The sequence below is a fragment of the Streptomyces sp. AMJ-169 genome (genome assembly GCF_055597585.1).
Genome location: NZ_JBVLTJ010000013.1, coordinates 122,076 through 138,097 on the forward strand (window position 1 = coordinate 122,076; position 16,022 = coordinate 138,097).

The window sequence follows — 16,022 nt, forward strand, 5'->3', positions numbered from 1 at the left end:
CCTCAGTTCCTCTTCCCACGGGCCCGGGCGACGGTCCGGCCCACGATCACGGTACGGCGGGGCGCCTTCGCGGGCGCGTCCTCTTTACGGCCGCCCAGCGCCCGGCGTACGCCGTACCCGAACGCGGCGACCTTCACCAGGGGGCCGCCGAACGTCGACGCCACGGTCGTCGACAGCGCGGACGCGTTCGACGTGACCTCCTGGACGTCCGACGCGATCGCGTCCACCCGGTCGATCTGCGTCTGCGCCGAGCGCACGGCCGTGGAGGCGTCGGCGAGCAGCGGTACGGCCTGGTCGGTCACGTCCGCCACCAGCTTGGTGGTCGCCCTGAGCGTCTGGGCCAGCCTCACCAGCGCGACGGCGAGGAAGGAGACCAGGATCGCCCAGAAGACGGCCACGATGATTCCGGCTACCTCGCCTCCGGACATCCCCGCGCACCTACTCCCTCAAAGGCCGGCCAGTTCGCAAACTCAGGAAGCCGAGCTTATCGCGCCCGGCACAGCGGCTCGCACCGCATTATGGGCACGCGAAAGCCCGCCGCCCCCAAGGGGACGACGGGCCTCACCGCCGGAAGATCAGCGGGCGTAGTACTCGACGACCAGCTGCTCGTCGCAGATGACCGGAACTTCCTTGCGGTTGGGCTCGCGGTCCAGGCGGAACGCCAGGGCCTTGAGGTTCACCTGGAGGTAGCGCGGGGTCTCGCCCTCGGGGGCGAAGCCGCCCTCACGGGAGATGGTGAAGAGGGTCTTCTCCTTGGAGCGCTCGCGCACCTGGACGACGTCGTCGGGGCGGACGCGGAAGGAGGGCTTGTCGACCTTCTGGCCGTTGACCTCGATGTGGCCGTGGACGACCATCTGGCGGGCCTGGTAGATGGTGCGGGCGATGCCCGAACGCAGGACCAGGGCGTCGAGGCGACGCTCCAGCTCGATGATCAGGGCCTCACCGGTCTTGCCCTGCACCTTGGAGGCACGCTCGTAGGCGCGGACCAGCTGGCGCTCGGAGACGTCGTACTGCGCGCGCAGACGCTGCTTCTCCAGCAGACGGACCTTGTAGTCCGAGTTCTGCTTGCGGCCACGGCCGTGCTCGCCCGGCGGGTAGGGGCGGGCCTCGAAGTACTTGACGGCCTTCGGGGTCAGCGCGATGCCGAGGGCACGCGACTTCTTGACCTTGGGGCGGGACTGGTTCGCCACTTTTTCTTTCCTTATGTCTTGATCCGGCTCGTCAGCGTGGTGAAGAGGTCGCAATCCGCAGCCGGGAAGACCCGCTCCCGTACGTGTACGGGGTGGGCAGCCGCTTCCCTGGTCTGGGCACATACGTGCAGCACGCGAGTGGCCCACCGACCGGTTCCGGCCCCCTGGGGGGCGGATGGTGGTGGGCTGCCCGCGACACCGTTCGACGGTGCGCGACGCTCCTGGAGCCCCGGTGAGGGGGTTCCGGCCAGGCGTCCCGCTCTGACAGCGCGGGACATGGCACTTCGGGCGAGTCTACAGGGCGCTCAGGACCGCTTGCGACCGAGGTGGCTCCTGGTCCACTCGACGGCGTCCGCGTACCGCGCCTCCGCGCCGTGCCGGGTCGGGGTGTAGTACGCGCGGTCCTTGATCTGGTCCGGCGCGTACTGCTGCTCGGCGATGCCCTCGGGCAGATCGTGCGGGTAGACGTACCCCTGCGCGTGCCCCAGCTTGGCGGCGCCCTTGTAGTGCCCGTCGCGCAGATGCATGGGGACCGGGCCGGCCAGGCCTTTGCGTACGTCGTCCAGGGCGGCGCCGATCGCGGTCGTGGCGGCGTTGGACTTGGGGGCCAGGGCGAGGGCGATCGTGGCGTGGCTCAGGGTGAGGGCGGCCTCGGGGAAGCCGATCATCGCGACGGCCTGGGCGGCGGCGACGGCTATGGGGAGGGCGTTGGGGTCGGCGAGGCCGATGTCCTCGCTGGCGGAGATCATCAGGCGGCGGGCGATGAAGCGGGGGTCCTCGCCGGCCTCGATCATGCGGGCCAGGTAGTGCAGGGCGGCGTCGACGTCGGAGCCGCGGATGGACTTGATGAGGGCGCTGGCGACGTCGTAGTGCTGGTCGCCGTCGCGGTCGTACGTGACGGCCGCGCGGTCGACGGTCTGTTCCAGGGTCTGGAGGCTGATCTCCGGCTCGTCCTGGTCGAGGGCGGCGCCTGCTGCGGCTTCCAGGGCGGTGAGGGCGCGGCGGGCGTCGCCGCCGGCGATGCGCAGGAGGTGGTCCTCGGTGTCCTCGGGGAGGGTCACGGCGCCCTTGAGGCCCCGGTCGGCGGCGACGGCTCTTCTGAGGAGGCCGCGCAGGTCGTCGTCGGTGAGGGGTTCGAGGGTGAGCAGGAGGGAGCGGGACAGGAGGGGGGAGATGATCGAGAAGTACGGGTTCTCGGTGGTCGCCGCGATCAGGGTGACCCAGCGGTTCTCGACGGCCGGGAGGAGGGAGTCCTGCTGGGCCTTGCTGAAGCGGTGGATCTCGTCCAGGAAGAGGACGGTCTCCTTGCCGTAGCCGCCGCTCGCGCGGCGGGCGCCGTCGATGACCGCGCGGACCTCCTTGACCCCTGCGGTGATCGCGGAGAGTTCCACGAACCGCTTGTCGGTGGCCTTGGAGACGACGTACGCGAGGGTCGTCTTGCCTGTGCCGGGCGGGCCCCAGAGGATCACCGAGGAGGCGCCGGCCGGGCCGCCGGAGCCTTCGCCGACCAGCCTGCGCAGGGGGGAGCCGGGCTTCAGCAGATGCTGCTGGCCCATGACTTCGTCGAGCGTGCGCGGGCGCATCCGGACCGCCAGGGGGCTCCCCGCGGGGTCCTTCTCCTGGCGGTCTTCGGCTGCGGCGGTGAACAGATCGGGCTCCACACGGAAACCCTAAAGGACGGCACTGACAATGCCGTCCGGCCTCCGTACGGGCGGTACGAGAACCCGGTCAGCTGGTCCAGAAGTCCCACCAGCGGGTCAGGATCAGCATCCCGATGATCCCGATGTGCAGCGCCGGCAGCACCCACGTGAACTCGCCGAAGAAGCTCTTCAGCCAGCCGGGCGCGGGCAGGAACCCGTTGCGGACGTTGAAGGAGGTCAGGTACCAGAACATGATGATCGTCGCGACCCACGCCAGGGAGCACCACAGGCACAGCGCGTTGATGCGGTACAGCGACTGGAATTGCAGCCAGGTGCAGAACCCGACCCCGAAGAGGGTGCCGAAGTTGAAGGTCAGCCAGTACCAGCGGGGGAAGCGGGCGCGGGTCAGCAGGCTCACGCCGACGCAGATGACGATGCCGTAGCAGACCAGGCCGAGCATGGGGTTGGGGAACCCGAAGGCGGCGGCCTGCTTGGACTCCATGACGCTGCCGCAGGAGACGACCGGGTTGAGGCTGCAACTCGGGGTGAAGGTCTTGCCGTCGGCCTTGGCCTGGAGGATCTTGAACTTGTCGATCGTGATGACCCAGGCGGCGAGCAGACCGGCCGCGCCCGTGATCATCAGCATCAGAGAAAAAGCGAGGCTCGCACCGACCGCGCGGGGCGCGTCGGCGTTGGCGCGCTCCGGCTCGGGGTCCGTGGCGACCGCTTTGACTGTCGTCTTGCTCATCACGCCGATCCGTCACTTGGTAGGTGGACGTTCTTAGGGCAGCGCCATTGTGCCGCACGCCCCCCGCCGTCCACCGTTCGGTGGGCATAAGGACAGCCGATCGGTAGCCCCGGTGGGCGGGGTTCCGGGTGAGACTCGCCGGTATGACAACACACGCGGACGGATTCGCGGTGGACGTACGGGGGCTGCGCAAGCAGTACGGCGACGTGACCGCGGTGGACGGCCTCGACCTGGGTATCCGCCCGGGCGAGGTCTTCGGTCTCCTCGGCCCGAACGGGGCCGGCAAGAGCACGACGGTCGAGATCCTCCAGGGGATGCGGGACCGCGACGGGGGTGAGGTACGGGTGCTGGGCGCGGACCCGGCGTCAGGGGGGCGCGCGTGGCGCTCGCGCATCGGAATCGTCTGGCAGGACGAATCGGCGCCCGCCGAGTTGACGGTCCGTGAGACCGTACGGCACTTCGCGCGCTACTACCCGCGTCCGCGCGACCCCGAGGAGGTCATCGATCTGGTCGGGCTCGCGGGCAAGGCGGACAGCCGGCTCAAGGGGCTCTCGGGCGGGCAGCGGCGGCGGCTCGACGTGGCGCTGGGGGTGATCGGCGGCCCTGAGCTGCTGCTCCTGGACGAGCCGACGACCGGTTTCGACCCGGGGGCCAGGCGGCGGTTCTGGGAGCTGATCCGGACGCTCGCCGACGGCGGCACGACGATCCTGCTGACCACGCACTACCTGGAGGAGGCGGAGAACCTGGCGGACCGGCTGGCGGTCGTCGCCCAGGGCCGCGTCGTCGCCGAGGGCGAACCGGCCGCGCTGCGCGAGCGGTACGGCTCCGGCGCGACCGTCGCCTGGACCGGTCCGGACGGCGCCCCGCGCGCGGAGGTCACCGACACCCCCACGCGCGTGGTGGCCGAGCTCGCCCGCCGCTTCGACGGCGAGGTCCCCGGGCTCACCGTCACCCGGCCGACGCTGGAGGACGTGTATCTGCGGCTGACCGGGCAGGAGGCGGCGCGATGACCCTCACCCAGTCACGCCGGACCGGGGCGGGCGTGCTGCCCTCGGCGTGGTCGCTGGGCCTCGGCCGGGGCGCCCTCGAACTGAAGCAGTTCTTCCGCCAGCGCGAGCAGGTGGTGTTCACCTTCGCCTTTCCGGTGGTCTTCCTCTTCCTGTTCGCGTCGATCTTCAAGGACACCGTCAACGGCGCCGGCGTCACCGCCTCCCAGCTCTACGTGCCCGCGATGATGGCCGCCGGCATCATGTCGACCAGCTTCCAGTCGCTCGGCATCTCCATCGCCATCGAGCGCGACGAGAAGGTGCTGCGCCGGCTGCGCGGCACCCCGATGCCGCCGGCCGCCTACTTCCTGGGCAAGATCTGGCTGGTCCTGGTGACGGGCACGCTGGAGACGGCCGTGCTGCTGCTGGTCGGTACGGGCGTCTACGGCGTCGGCCTGCCCTCGTCGGCGGCGAAGTGGGGCGACTTCGCGTGGATCTTCGTGCTCGGTCTGACGGCGTGCGCCCTGCTCGGCATCGCGATCAGCTCGGTCCCGAAGTCGGGGCGCAGTGCCACCTCCCCCTGAAGTGGATGTGCCAGGGGCTGCGCGGGGTGTTCCTGCCGGACTCGGCGCGGGTGCTGGAGCAGGCCGGTGACTGGGAGTTCGGGCGGATCGCGCTGGTGCTCGGGGCGTGGTGCGTCGGAGGGCTGGTGCTGTGCCTGCTGACGTTCCGGTGGAAGAACCGGCGCGACGGATGACGGAACGGCCCCTCTGGGAGGGGCCGTTCCGGTCGGCAAGGGGAATCGGGGCTAGCCCAGGCGCTGCTTCAGTTCGCCCACGATCTCCTCCACCGCGACCGCCGTCTGCTCCCCCGTCTCCATGTCCTTCAGCTGGACCACGCCCTCCGCGAGGTCCCGCTCGCCGGCGACCAGGGTGAAGCGGGCGCCCGAGCGGTTGGCGTTCTTCATCGCGCCCTTGAGGCCCTTCGCGCCGTACGAGAAGTCCGTCGCCACGCCCGCCTTGCGCAGCTCCGTGACCTTCGCGAACAGGACCTTGCGCGCCTCCTCGCCGAGCGGCACGGCAAAGACCGACGTCGCAGGCGGGAGGGCCAGTCCGACGCCCTCCGCCTCCAGCGCCAGGACCGTGCGGTCGACGCCCAGCGCCCAGCCGACGGACGGGAGCGCGGGGCCGCCGATCATCTCGGAGAGGCCGTCGTACCGGCCGCCGCCGCCGACCGCGGACTGCGAGCCGAGGCCGTCGTGGACGAACTCGAAGGTGGTGCGGGTGTAGTAGTCGAGGCCGCGGACCAGCTTGGGATCGTCCTCGAAGGCGACCCCGGCCGCGGTGATCAGCTCGCGGACCTCCTCGTGGTACGCCTTGCAGGCGTCGCAGAGGTAGTCCCGCAGCAGGGGCGCGCCCGTCAGCCGGCTCTGGACGTCCGCGCGCTTGTCGTCCAGGACGCGCAGCGGGTTGATGTCCGCGCGGCGCATCGTCTCCTCGTCGAGGTCCAGGCCCCGCAGGAAGGACTGGAGCGCCTCGCGGTACACCGGGCGGCACTCCTTGTCGCCCAGGGAGTTCAGCAGGATCCGGAAATTCCGCAGGCCCAGCGAGCGGTACGCCTGGTCGGCGAGGATGATCAGCTCGGCGTCGAGGGCCGGGTCCTCCGCGCCGATCGCCTCCGCGCCGACCTGGGAGAAGTGGCGGTAACGGCCCTTCTGGGGGCGCTCGTAGCGGTAGTACGAGCCGGAGTACCAGAGCTTCACGGGGAGGTTGCCGGCCTTGTGGAGGTTGGCCTCCAGGGCGGCGCGCAGGACGGAGGCGGTGCCTTCGGGGCGCAGGGCGAGCTTGTCGCCGCCCTTGGTCTCGAAGGCGTACATCTCCTTGGTGACGATGTCGGTGGACTCACCGACGCCGCGCGCGAAGAGTTCGACGTTCTCGAAACCGGGGGTCTCGACATAGCCGTAGCCGGAGTCGCGCAGGGGCGCGGCGATCGCCTCGCGGACCGCGAGGTACTTCGCGGAGTCGGGCGGGAGAAGGTCGTACGTGCCCTTGGGGGCTTTGAAGGTGCTCACGGAAAGCAGTCACATTCCTCGTCGGGGAGCGTCGGGCGCTCCCAGGCCGGCCTCGGCCGCCTGCCGCAGAAACGGGTTGGCGGCGCGCTCGTGGCCGATGGTGGTCTGGGGGCCGTGTCCGGACAGGACCACGGTGGAGTCGTCGAGCGGCAGGCAGACCCGCTTCAGCGAGGCGAGCAGGTCGGCCGCCGAGCCGCCCGGCAGGTCGGTGCGTCCGACGGAGCCGGCGAAGAGCAGGTCCCCGGAGAAGAACACCGGCGGGATGTCGGTGCTCTCGGGGAGCCGGAACGTCACCGACCCCCTGGTATGCCCCGGCGCGTGCGCGACGGTGAGTTCCAGACCGGCCAGGTCCAGGCGGGAGCCGTCGGTGAGGACCCGGACGTCGTCCGGCTCGCCGATCGTCAGCTCGCCCATCAGCGGCATCCCGATGGCCCTGCCGAGCCCCTTCTCGGGGTCGGCCAGCATGTAGCGGTCCTCGGGGTGGATCCAGGCGGGCACGTCGTGCGCGCCGCACACCGGGACGACCGAGGCGACATGGTCGAGATGGCCATGGGTGAGGACGACGGCGACGGGCTTGAGGCGATGCTTGCGGATCGCTTCCTCGACTCCGGGGGCCGCTTCGTGGCCCGGGTCGATGATCACGCACTCCTCTCCGGCGGCGGGGGCGACGAGATAACAGTTCGTCCCCCAGGCCCCGGCGGGGAACCCGGCAATGAGCACGATCGTCCTTCGTTTGTATCGATACGGGCGGCTTGTGCGCGGCACAACCCGCGTCAGAGCCTACCGGCGCTGCCGTTTCCTCAGCGAACCCATATACGGTACGGGGCACACACACGCGGTCGGTCAGCACGAGACGCATGAGGAGAAGAACCGGTGGTCACCCAGGAACAGCGCAAGCGTCAGCTCGCCCGGGAGAAGTTCTTGCGGCAGCAGCAGCGGCGTACGTCGGCCCGCCGCAAGGCGCGCGTGCGCAACTCGGTGATCGCGTCGGTCCTCGGCGTGATCGTCATCGGCAGTGTCGCGCTCTACACGACCGGTGTGCTGAAGGACGACGGCAAGAAGTCGGACGACGCCGCCGCGGCGGCCACCCCGACGCCGGCCGCCGCCGCGAAGGACCCGTGCGAGAAGGCCGCGGCGGGCTCGGTGAAGACCGAGACGTGGAAGACGGAGCCGGCCGTCGGCATCGACAAGTCGGCCAAGTACACGATGACGCTGGACACGACGTGCGGCGCGGTCGACATCGCCCTGAAGGCGTCGGCGGCCCCGCACACGGTCAACTCCTTCGACTTCCTCGCCGGCAAGGGCTACTTCGACCACACGAAGTGCCACCGCCTCACCACCAGCGGCATCTACGTCCTCCAGTGCGGCGACCCGACGGGCTCCGGCTCCGGCGGCCCCGGCTACACGATCCCGGACGAGAACCTGAAGGACGCCTCGCTGAAGAACAACGTGTACCCGGCGGGCACGGTCGCGATGGCCAACACCGGCCAGGCGCACACCGGCGGCAGCCAGTTCTTCCTGGTCTACGAGGACAGTCAGCTGCCGCCCAGCTACACCCCGTTCGGTACGGTGTCCGCCGAGGGCATGAAGGTGCTGAAGAAGATCGCCGCCGCCGGGGTGACCGGGGGCGGGAGCGACGGCGCCCCGGTCGCGACCGTGGTGATCGACAAGGCCACTGTCGCGAAATCCTGACGTCCAGCTGCGGAATTTCGCCCGCGCTGGATGCGGACAGGCAAGGGAACGGCTCGCTATGTTGGCCGTGACGAAACTGTGGACGATGCCCCGAGGCGAGAGCGCCCCGCGCAGGCATCATGTGGAGGAGGCGCTGTGAGCAGCGACCCGTGGGGCCGCGTCGACGAGACGGGGACCGTGTACGTGCGTACGGCCGAGGGCGAGCAGGTCGTCGGTTCCTGGCAGGCCGGCTCTCCCGAAGAGGCCCTGGCCTATTTCGAGCGCAAGTACGAGGGCCTGGTTGTCGAGATCGGCCTCCTTGAGAAGCGGGTGCGGACGACCGACCTGTCCACGAAGGACGCCCAGGTCGCCATCGACCATCTGCGCGAGCAGATCGACGCGCATCACGCGGTCGGTGACCTGGCCGCGCTGCGGACCCGTCTCGACCAGCTGGTCGCGAACGTCGAGTCGCGCCGCGAGGAGCGCAAGGCGCAGCGGGCCAAGCAGTCCGAGGAGGCCCGCAAGGCCAAGGAGGACCTGGTCACCGAGGCCGAGCAGCTGGCCCAGTCCGACCAGTGGCGGGCGGCCGGCGAGCGGCTGCGGGCGCTGGTGGACACGTGGAAGGGCCTGCCCCGGCTCGACCGCAAGTCGGACGACGAGCTGTGGCACCGCTTCTCCCACGCCCGCTCCGCGTTCTCCAAGCGCCGCAAGGCCCACTTCGCGCAGCTCGACGCGCAGCGCGAGGACGCCCGCCGGCTCAAGGAGCGGCTGGTCGCGGAGGCCGAGTCGCTGTCGGCGTCCACGGACTGGGGTCCGACGGCGGCCCGCTACCGCGAGCTGATGAGCGACTGGAAGGCGGCCGGCCGCGCCCAGCGCGAGCACGAGGACGATCTGTGGAACCGCTTCCGCGGCGCCCAGGACGTCTTCTTCGCCGCCCGCGGCGGCGTCTTCGCCGAGCGGGACGCGGAGCAGACGGAGAACCTCAAGCTGAAGGAGGAGCTGGCCGAGGAGGCCGAGAAGCTCCTGCCGATCGGTGATCTGAAGGGCGCCCGCGCGGCCTTCCGCTCGCTCAACGAGCGCTGGGAGGCCATCGGTCACGTCCCGCGCGACGCCCGCCCGAAGGTCGAGGGCCGGATGCACGCCGTGGAGCGCGCGCTCCAGGACGCCGAGGAGACGGAGTGGCGGCGCACCAACCCTGAGGCCCGTGCCCGCGCGGCCGGTCTGACGGGCCAGCTCCAGGCGGCCGTCGACAAGCTGAAGGGGCAGATCGAGACGGCCCGCGCCCAGGGCAACGCCTCCCGCGCGGACAAGCTGGAGCGTGAACTCGAAGGCCGCCAGGCCCTCTTGGACCAGGCCCTCAAGGGGCTCCAGGAGTTCGGCGGCTGACCAGCCGTACAGAGCCGTACAGAGAAGAAGGGGCCGGGCTAGCTGCCCGGCCCCTTTTCCGTGCGCTACGGGCGCCTGGCCGACGTCACCCGGTACACATCGTACACGCCCTCCACGCCCCGTACCGCCTTCAACACGTGGCCCAGGTGTTTCGGGTCGCCCATCTCGAAGGTGAAGCGGGAGGTGGCGACGCGGTCGCGGGAGGTCTGGACGGCCGCCGAGAGGATGTTGACGTGCTGGTCGGACAGGACGCGGGTGACGTCCGAGAGGAGCCGGGAGCGGTCGAGGGCCTCGACCTGGATGGCGACCAGGAAGACCGAGGACTGGGTCGGCGCCCACTCGACGTCGAGGATGCGCTCGGGTTCGCGGGAGAGTGACTCCACGTTGACGCAGTCGCTGCGGTGAACCGATACGCCACTACCCCGGGTGACGAATCCGATGACCGGGTCGCCGGGTACGGGCGTGCAGCAGCGGGCGAGCTTGACCCACACGTCGTCGACGCCCTTGACGACCACCCCGGGGTCGTTGTTGCTGCGCCGCTTGCGCCCGCGGGTACGGGACGGCGGTACGGCCTCGTCGATCTCCTCGGTGGCCGCCTCCTCGCCGCCGAGCGCCTGGACGAGTTTCTGCACGACGCCGGGGGCGGCGACATGGCCCTCGCCGATCGCCGCGTACAGGGAGGAGATGTCGGGGTAGCGCATCTCGTGCGCGAGGGTGACCAGGGAGTCGCCGGTGAGGATGCGCTGGATCGGCAGGTTCTGCTTGCGCATCGCGCGGGCGATGGCGTCCTTGCCCTGCTCGATCGCCTCGTCGCGGCGCTCCTTGGAGAACCAGGCGCGGATCTTGTTGCGGGCGCGCGGCGACTTGACGAACCCGAGCCAGTCCCGCGAGGGCCCGGCGCCGGTCGCCTTGGAGGTGAAGACCTCGACGAGATCGCCGTTGTCGAGGGTCGATTCGAGCGGTACGAGGCGCCCGTTGACCCGGGCCCCTATGGTGCGGTGGCCGACCTCGGTGTGCACGGCGTACGCGAAGTCGACCGGGGTGGCGCCGGCCGGGAGCGCGATGACGTCGCCCTTGGGGGTGAAGACGAAGACCTCGTTGCGGGAGAGGTCGAAGCGCAGGGACTCCAGGAACTCGCTGGGGTCCTCGGTCTCCTTCTGCCAGTCCAGGAGCTGGCGCAGCCACGCCATGTCGTTGAGGTGGTCGTCCTTGCCCTTGCCGGCCTTGGGGGCGTCGGTGCGGACCTTGGAGGCGCCGGCGACGGCTTCCTGCTTGTACTTCCAGTGCGCGGCGATGCCGTACTCGGCGCGGCGGTGCATGTCGAAGGTGCGGATCTGGAGTTCGACGGGCTTGCCGTTGGGTCCGATGACCGTCGTGTGCAGCGACTGGTACATGTTGAACTTGGGCATCGCGATGTAGTCCTTGAAGCGGCCGGGAACGGGGTTCCAGCGCGCGTGGACGGTGCCCAGGGCGGCGTAGCAGTCGCGGACGGTGTCGACGAGGACGCGGATGCCCACCAGGTCGTAGATCTCCGCGAAGTCGCGGCCTCGTACGATCATCTTCTGGTAGACGGAGTAGTAGTGCTTGGGGCGGCCCGTGACGGTCGCCTTGATGCGGGCGGCGCGCAGGTCGGACTGGACCTCGTCGGTCACTATCGCCAGGTATTCGTCGCGCTTGGGGGCGCGTTCGGCGACCAGGCGGACGATCTCGTCGTACATCTTGGGGTAGAGGATCGCGAACGCGAGGTCCTCCAGTTCCCACTTGATGGTGTTCATGCCCAGGCGGTGGGCGAGCGGCGCATAGATCTCGAGGGTCTCGCGCGCCTTCTTCTCCTGCTTCTCGCGCTTGAGATAGCGCATGGTGCGCATGTTGTGCAGGCGGTCGGCGAGCTTGATGACCAGGACGCGCGGGTCCTTGGCCATGGCGACGACCATCTTGCGGACGGTCTCGGCCTGCGCGGCCTCGCCGAACTTGACCTTGTCGAGCTTGGTGACGCCGTCGACGAGGAGGGCGACGACGTCGCCGAAGTCGCGGCGCAGGTCGTCGAGGCCGTACTCGGTGTCCTCGACCGTGTCGTGCAGCAGGCCCGCCATCAGCGTGGCCGGGTCCATGCCCAGCTCGGCGAGGATCGTCGTGACCGCGAGGGGGTGGGTGATGTACGGGTCGCCGCTCTTGCGCTTCTGGCCGCGGTGCCAGCGCTCGGCGACCTGGTAGGCGCGCTCGATCTGGCGCAGGGTCGCCGTCTCGGTCTTCGGGTCGTTGCTGCGCACTATCCGCAGCAGCGGCTCCAGGACCGGGTTGTAGGGGTTCGCGCGCTGGACGCCGAGGCGGGCGAGGCGGGCGCGGACGCGGTTGGAGGAGCCGCCCGTACGGGCCGGGGAGCCCGCGGCGGGGCGTACGGCGGGGGCCGCCGAGGAGCGCTCGGGCAGGGCCGGCTTGGGGCGCGCCGGCTCGATGGCGGGCCGGTCGGCGGGGGCGGTGCGGTCATGCTCGACCCGGGTGCCGTTCGGCGCGGGCGCTTGCGCCGCGGGCGCCGAGGCGGACTCGGGCTTGGCGGCGGTCAGGTGCTGGGCCTCGTCTGGCAAGAGGACTCCTCGTGCGCGATCCGGGTCCCCGGTCAGGCTCCGGAAGACCCATCGTAGCGATCCCGGGCTCCGGCATCGCCTTCAGTCGGCTGTGAGGGCCGTACACGGGAGAAACGTATGGGGTGACCACGGGATTCCCTTTAGGGGACTTTTAGGGATCAGCCCGGGGAAAGGGGAGAGGCGGGCCCGGCTCTCTCCGGCCCCGCCTCTCGCTCTACGGCGGTGTTCAGACCGTCAGCAGCGCCTCGACCGGGGCGCCGCGCAGGGCGGCCTCCAGGCGGGGGCGGCCGTTCAGGAAGCCCAGCTCCATCAGGACGGCGACGCCGGAGACCTCGGCGCCCGCGCGGTGGATCAGCTGGATCGACGCCTCGGCGGTACCGCCGGTGGCGAGGACGTCGTCCACGACGAGCACCCGGTCCTCGGGCGCCAGGTCCTCGGCGTGGATCTCGATCTTGGCCGAGCCGTACTCCAGGTCGTAGGACTGGGCGAGGGTCGCGCCGGGGAGCTTGCCGGCCTTGCGGACCGGGATGAAGCCGATCCCCGCGCGGACGGCGACGGGGGCGCCGAGGATGAAGCCCCTCGCCTCCAGGCCGACGACCTTCGTGGCGCCGGTGCGCACCGCGATCTCCGCGAACGCGTCGGTGAGCGCCGTGAAGGCGGCCGGGTCGGCGAGCAGCGGCGTGATGTCCTTGAACATCACCCCGGGCTCCGGGTAGTCCGCGACATCGCGGATACGGCTGAGCAGCAGCTCTTTCAGCTCGGTCATCGGCGCTTCCCCGAGGGACGGCCGCGGCCACGGGTACGGGACGCGGGCTGGTTGCGGGGGCCTACGACGGCGGCTGCGGCCTCGTCCTCGGGGCCGTCGGCGTCGTAGCCCTCCGCTTCGGTCTGGGACTCTTCCGGGCCCGCCTCGGCGCGCTTGGCGAGGACGCGCTTCCTGAGGGCCTTGATCTGCGGCTCGCGCTCCTTGAGGTCGGCGACCAGCGGGGTGGCGATGAAGATCGACGAGTAGGCGCCGGCGGCGAGGCCGACGAACAGCGACAGGGAGATGTCGTTGAGGGTGCCCGCACCGAGGAAGCCGCCGCCGATGAACAGCAGGCCGGCGACCGGGAGGAGGGCGACGACGGTGGTGTTGACCGAGCGGACCAGCGTGCCGTTGATCGAGTGGTTGGCGATGTCGCTGTAGGTGAACCGGGTCTGCTTGGTGATGTCCTTCGTCTGCTCCTTGAGCGAGTCGAAGACGACGACCGTGTCGTACAGCGAGTAACCGAGGATCGTCAGCAGACCGATGATCGTGCCGGGCGTGACCTCGAAGCCGACCAGGGCGTAGATGCCGACGGTGATCGTGATGTCGTGGATCAGCGCGACGAGCGCCGCGACGGCCATGCGCCACTCGAAGGCGATCGCCAGGTAGATCACGACGAGGACCATGAAGATCGCGAGGCCCTGCCAGGCCTTGTTGGCGATCTGCTCGCCCCAGCTGGGGCCGACGAGGTCGGCGGCGATCTTCTCGGAGTCGACCTTGAAGTCGGTCGCCAGCTTGTCCTTGATCTGGTCGGACTGCTGGGTGTCCATGCCGGCGATCTGGATGCGCAGCGAGCCGTTGCCGAGCTTCTGCACGACCGCGTCATGGCCGGAGGCGTCCTTGGCGTATTCCTCCGCCTGGGACACCGAGACGCTGGTCTTCGGGGTGGTGAAGACCGCGCCGCCCTGGAAGTCGATGCCCATGTTCAGGCCGCGCACCGTCAGGCCGAGGATGGCCGTGATGGTGATCAGGATGGAGACGCCGTACCAGAGCTTGCGGTGGCCGATGAAGTCGTAGGAGATCTCGCCACGGTGCAGCCGGGCGCCGAGGTTGCCGAGTTTCGACATCGCTCACGCCTCCTTCGGGTCGACAGGGCCGGCGAGCGGGCCGGCGGCGGGACGGCGGGTGCGGCGCAGCGGCGCCTTCGCGCCCAGGCCCTTCGGGTCGAGTCCTGACCACTTGTGGCCGCCGCCGAAGAACTTGCCGCGCGCGGCCAGCGTCATCAGCGGCTTGGTGAAGAAGAACACCACGACGACGTCGAGGACGGTGGTCAGACCGAGGGTGAACGCGAAGCCCTGGACCTTGCCGACGGTCACGATGAACAGGACGGCGGCGGCGAGGAACGACACGAAGTCGGAGACCAGGATCGTGCGCCGGGCGCGCGGCCAGGCCCGTTCGACGGCGGGGCGCAGCGAGCGGCCCTCGCGGACCTCGTCGCGGATGCGCTCGAAGTACACGATGAACGAGTCTGCGGTGATGCCGATGGCGACGATGGCGCCGCACACGGCCGGCAGGTTCAGCGCGAAGCCGATGGCCGGGCCGAGCAGCGACATCAGCAGGTAGGTCAGCGCGGCCGAGCACAGCAGCGAGGCGAGCGCGATGGCCGACAGGCCGCGGTAGAAGGCGACCAGGTAGACCACGACGAGCAGCAGGCCGATGGCGCCCGCGAGCAGACCGGCGTGCAGCTGCTCACCGCCGAGCGCGGCCGTGACGGTCGTGACGCTCTGCTCCTTGAAGGACAGCGGGAGCGCGCCGTACGACAGCATGTTGGCGAGGTTCTGGGCCTCCTCCTGCGTGAAGCTGCCGGAGATCTGCGCCTGGCCGCCGGTGATGGAGGACTGCACGTACGGGCTGGAGACGACCTCGCCGTCGAGGACGATGCCGAACTCGTTCTGCGGCTGCTGGTTCTGCGCGAGCTGCGCGGTGACGTCCGCGAACTTCTTGGAGCCCTTGGAGGTGAAGTCCATCGTCACCTGCCAGCCCGCGGCGCCCTGGGTGTCGAAGACCGCGGCGGCCTTCTTCACCTCGGTGCCGTCGACGCCGGCCGGGCCGAGCAGGTACTTGTACCAGACCTTGTTGATCTGGCCGCAGGCGACGATCGAGTCGGTGGGCTTGCTGCCCTCGCCGGCCTTGGCGCGCTGGGCGGGCTTGGAGCAGTCCAGGGCCGCGTAGTCGGCCTGGAGCTTGGCCGTCGAGGCGCTGGTGGAGGGGGTCGCCGAAGGGGTGGCGGCGGACTCGCTCGCGGTCGGGGACGGCGAGGGGGTCGCGTCGGCCTTCAGGGAGTCCGTGAGGGCGCGGCCCTGGGACGTCGGGGAGGCGGAGGGGGATTCCGAGGAACCGGAGGAGGCCTTCTCACCGCTGCTCGGGCTCGCGGACGGGCTCGGGGAGCCGCTGGTGGAGGCCGAGGGGCTCGGGGAGGGGCTCGCGGCGACGCCGGTGGCCTCCTGCGCGAGGACCGGGCGGAAGTAGAGCTTGGCGGTGGTGCCGACCTGCTCGCGGGCCTCCTGGGAGTTGGTGCCCTTCGGGATGTTCACGATGATGTTGGAGTTGCCCTGGGTCTGCACCTCCGCCTCGGACACACCGAGCCCGTTGACACGGCGGTTCATGATCTCGACCGCGGTGTCCATGTTCGCCTTGTTGATGGCCGAACCCTGGTCGGCCTTGGCCTCCAGCGTGATGCTGGTGCCGCCGGCGAGGTCGATGCCAAGGCGCGGTGTGGTGTCCCCGGTGGCGAACATGCCCGCCGTGAGGCCCACGATCGCGATCAGGATCAGGGCCAGCGAGCGCCCTGGCTTGCTCTGGGCGCTCGCGTTCCTGCCCTTTTTAGGTGCTGCCACCTTCTCGTACTCCCTCTCGGGCCGCCTCGCGCCGGGTTCGGTGCGAGCGGCGGCCATGACATGGTGTCGGGAATCCCCCGCGAGATGCGTACGCCCGGGACAA

13 protein-coding genes and 1 pseudogene are annotated in these 16,022 nt (G+C 70.3%); 4 read left to right on the forward strand and 10 right to left on the reverse strand.

The annotated features are described in order from the left end of the window. Positions 1 to 2: 2 nt before the first annotated feature. The 4 genes from ACYUD3_RS29070 to ACYUD3_RS29085 form a co-directional block, all read right to left on the reverse strand. Positions 3 to 428 carry a DUF948 domain-containing protein gene (locus tag ACYUD3_RS29070; RefSeq protein WP_470976030.1) on the reverse strand — a complete coding sequence of 142 codons (426 nt, stop codon included), beginning with the start codon at positions 426 to 428 and terminating at the stop codon, positions 3 to 5. Between the two features lie 147 nt (positions 429 to 575). Beyond that, positions 576 to 1,190 (reverse strand): 30S ribosomal protein S4, encoded by a 615-nt coding sequence (gene rpsD / locus ACYUD3_RS29075; protein WP_470976033.1) that lies wholly within the window; start codon positions 1,188 to 1,190, stop codon positions 576 to 578. 305 nt (positions 1,191 to 1,495) lie between these two features. Continuing rightward, the gene (locus ACYUD3_RS29080; RefSeq protein WP_470976036.1) at positions 1,496 to 2,851 is read right to left on the reverse strand and encodes a replication-associated recombination protein A; all 1,356 of its coding nucleotides are present in this window, start codon (positions 2,849 to 2,851) and stop codon (positions 1,496 to 1,498) included. Between the two features lie 67 nt (positions 2,852 to 2,918). Beyond that, positions 2,919 to 3,578, reverse strand: coding sequence for a vitamin K epoxide reductase family protein (locus ACYUD3_RS29085; protein ID WP_470976039.1), 660 nt, complete (start codon positions 3,576 to 3,578; stop codon positions 2,919 to 2,921). A 143-nt stretch (positions 3,579 to 3,721) separates the two neighbouring features. On the opposite strand from ACYUD3_RS29085, the gene ACYUD3_RS29090 reads away from it, so the two are divergent. Then, positions 3,722 to 4,588, forward strand: a complete 867-nt coding sequence (locus ACYUD3_RS29090; RefSeq protein WP_470976041.1) for an ABC transporter ATP-binding protein — start codon at positions 3,722 to 3,724, stop codon at positions 4,586 to 4,588. After that, a pseudogene (locus ACYUD3_RS29095) lies at positions 4,585 to 5,321 on the forward strand (ABC transporter permease). The gene ACYUD3_RS29090 and the pseudogene ACYUD3_RS29095 overlap by 4 nt, the downstream one beginning before the upstream one ends. Positions 5,322 to 5,372: 51 nt before the next feature. Here ACYUD3_RS29095 and hisS read toward each other — a convergent pair. Continuing rightward, complete coding sequence (gene hisS, locus ACYUD3_RS29100) at positions 5,373 to 6,635, reverse strand: histidine--tRNA ligase (RefSeq protein WP_470976043.1); 1,263 nt, start codon at positions 6,633 to 6,635, stop codon at positions 5,373 to 5,375. A 9-nt stretch (positions 6,636 to 6,644) separates the two neighbouring features. Then, positions 6,645 to 7,355, reverse strand: a complete 711-nt coding sequence (locus tag ACYUD3_RS29105; protein ID WP_470976046.1) for an MBL fold metallo-hydrolase — start codon at positions 7,353 to 7,355, stop codon at positions 6,645 to 6,647. 153 nt (positions 7,356 to 7,508) lie between these two features. On the opposite strand from ACYUD3_RS29105, the gene ACYUD3_RS29110 reads away from it, so the two are divergent. Next, complete coding sequence (locus ACYUD3_RS29110; RefSeq protein WP_470976049.1) at positions 7,509 to 8,327, forward strand: peptidylprolyl isomerase; 819 nt, start codon at positions 7,509 to 7,511, stop codon at positions 8,325 to 8,327. A gap of 135 nt (positions 8,328 to 8,462) precedes the next feature. Next, positions 8,463 to 9,692, forward strand: a complete 1,230-nt coding sequence (locus ACYUD3_RS29115; RefSeq protein ID WP_470976052.1) for a DUF349 domain-containing protein — start codon at positions 8,463 to 8,465, stop codon at positions 9,690 to 9,692. Positions 9,693 to 9,757: 65 nt separating this feature from the next. Here ACYUD3_RS29115 and ACYUD3_RS29120 read toward each other — a convergent pair whose 3' ends face one another. The 4 genes from ACYUD3_RS29120 to secD form a co-directional block, all read right to left on the reverse strand. Beyond that, complete coding sequence (locus ACYUD3_RS29120) at positions 9,758 to 12,277, reverse strand: RelA/SpoT family protein (RefSeq protein ID WP_470976055.1); 2,520 nt, start codon at positions 12,275 to 12,277, stop codon at positions 9,758 to 9,760. A 226-nt stretch (positions 12,278 to 12,503) separates the two neighbouring features. Further along, positions 12,504 to 13,043: an adenine phosphoribosyltransferase gene (locus tag ACYUD3_RS29125; protein WP_470976058.1), complete on the reverse strand. Its 540-nt coding sequence runs from the start codon at positions 13,041 to 13,043 to the stop codon at positions 12,504 to 12,506. Further along, on the reverse strand, positions 13,040 to 14,149 hold the full coding sequence (gene secF, locus ACYUD3_RS29130; protein ID WP_470976061.1) for a protein translocase subunit SecF: 1,110 nt from the start codon (positions 14,147 to 14,149) through the stop codon (positions 13,040 to 13,042). The genes ACYUD3_RS29125 and secF overlap by 4 nt, the downstream gene beginning before the upstream one ends. A 3-nt stretch (positions 14,150 to 14,152) precedes the next feature. After that, positions 14,153 to 15,919, reverse strand: coding sequence for a protein translocase subunit SecD (gene secD / locus ACYUD3_RS29135; protein WP_470976065.1), 1,767 nt, complete (start codon positions 15,917 to 15,919; stop codon positions 14,153 to 14,155). Positions 15,920 to 16,022: the final 103 nt, after the last annotated feature.

Excerpts from the sequence above, each read along its gene's own strand:
- ACYUD3_RS29070 (WP_470976030.1), bottom strand. The coding sequence starts at position 428 with ATGTCCGGAGGCGAGGTAGCCGGAATCATCGTGGCCGTCTTCTGGGCG.
- ACYUD3_RS29085 (WP_470976039.1), bottom strand. The coding sequence starts at position 3,578 with ATGAGCAAGACGACAGTCAAAGCGGTCGCCACGGACCCCGAGCCGGAG.
- ACYUD3_RS29090 (WP_470976041.1), top strand. The coding sequence starts at position 3,722 with ATGACAACACACGCGGACGGATTCGCGGTGGACGTACGGGGGCTGCGC.
- ACYUD3_RS29125 (WP_470976058.1), bottom strand. The coding sequence starts at position 13,043 with ATGACCGAGCTGAAAGAGCTGCTGCTCAGCCGTATCCGCGATGTCGCG.
- secF (WP_470976061.1), bottom strand. The coding sequence starts at position 14,149 with ATGTCGAAACTCGGCAACCTCGGCGCCCGGCTGCACCGTGGCGAGATC.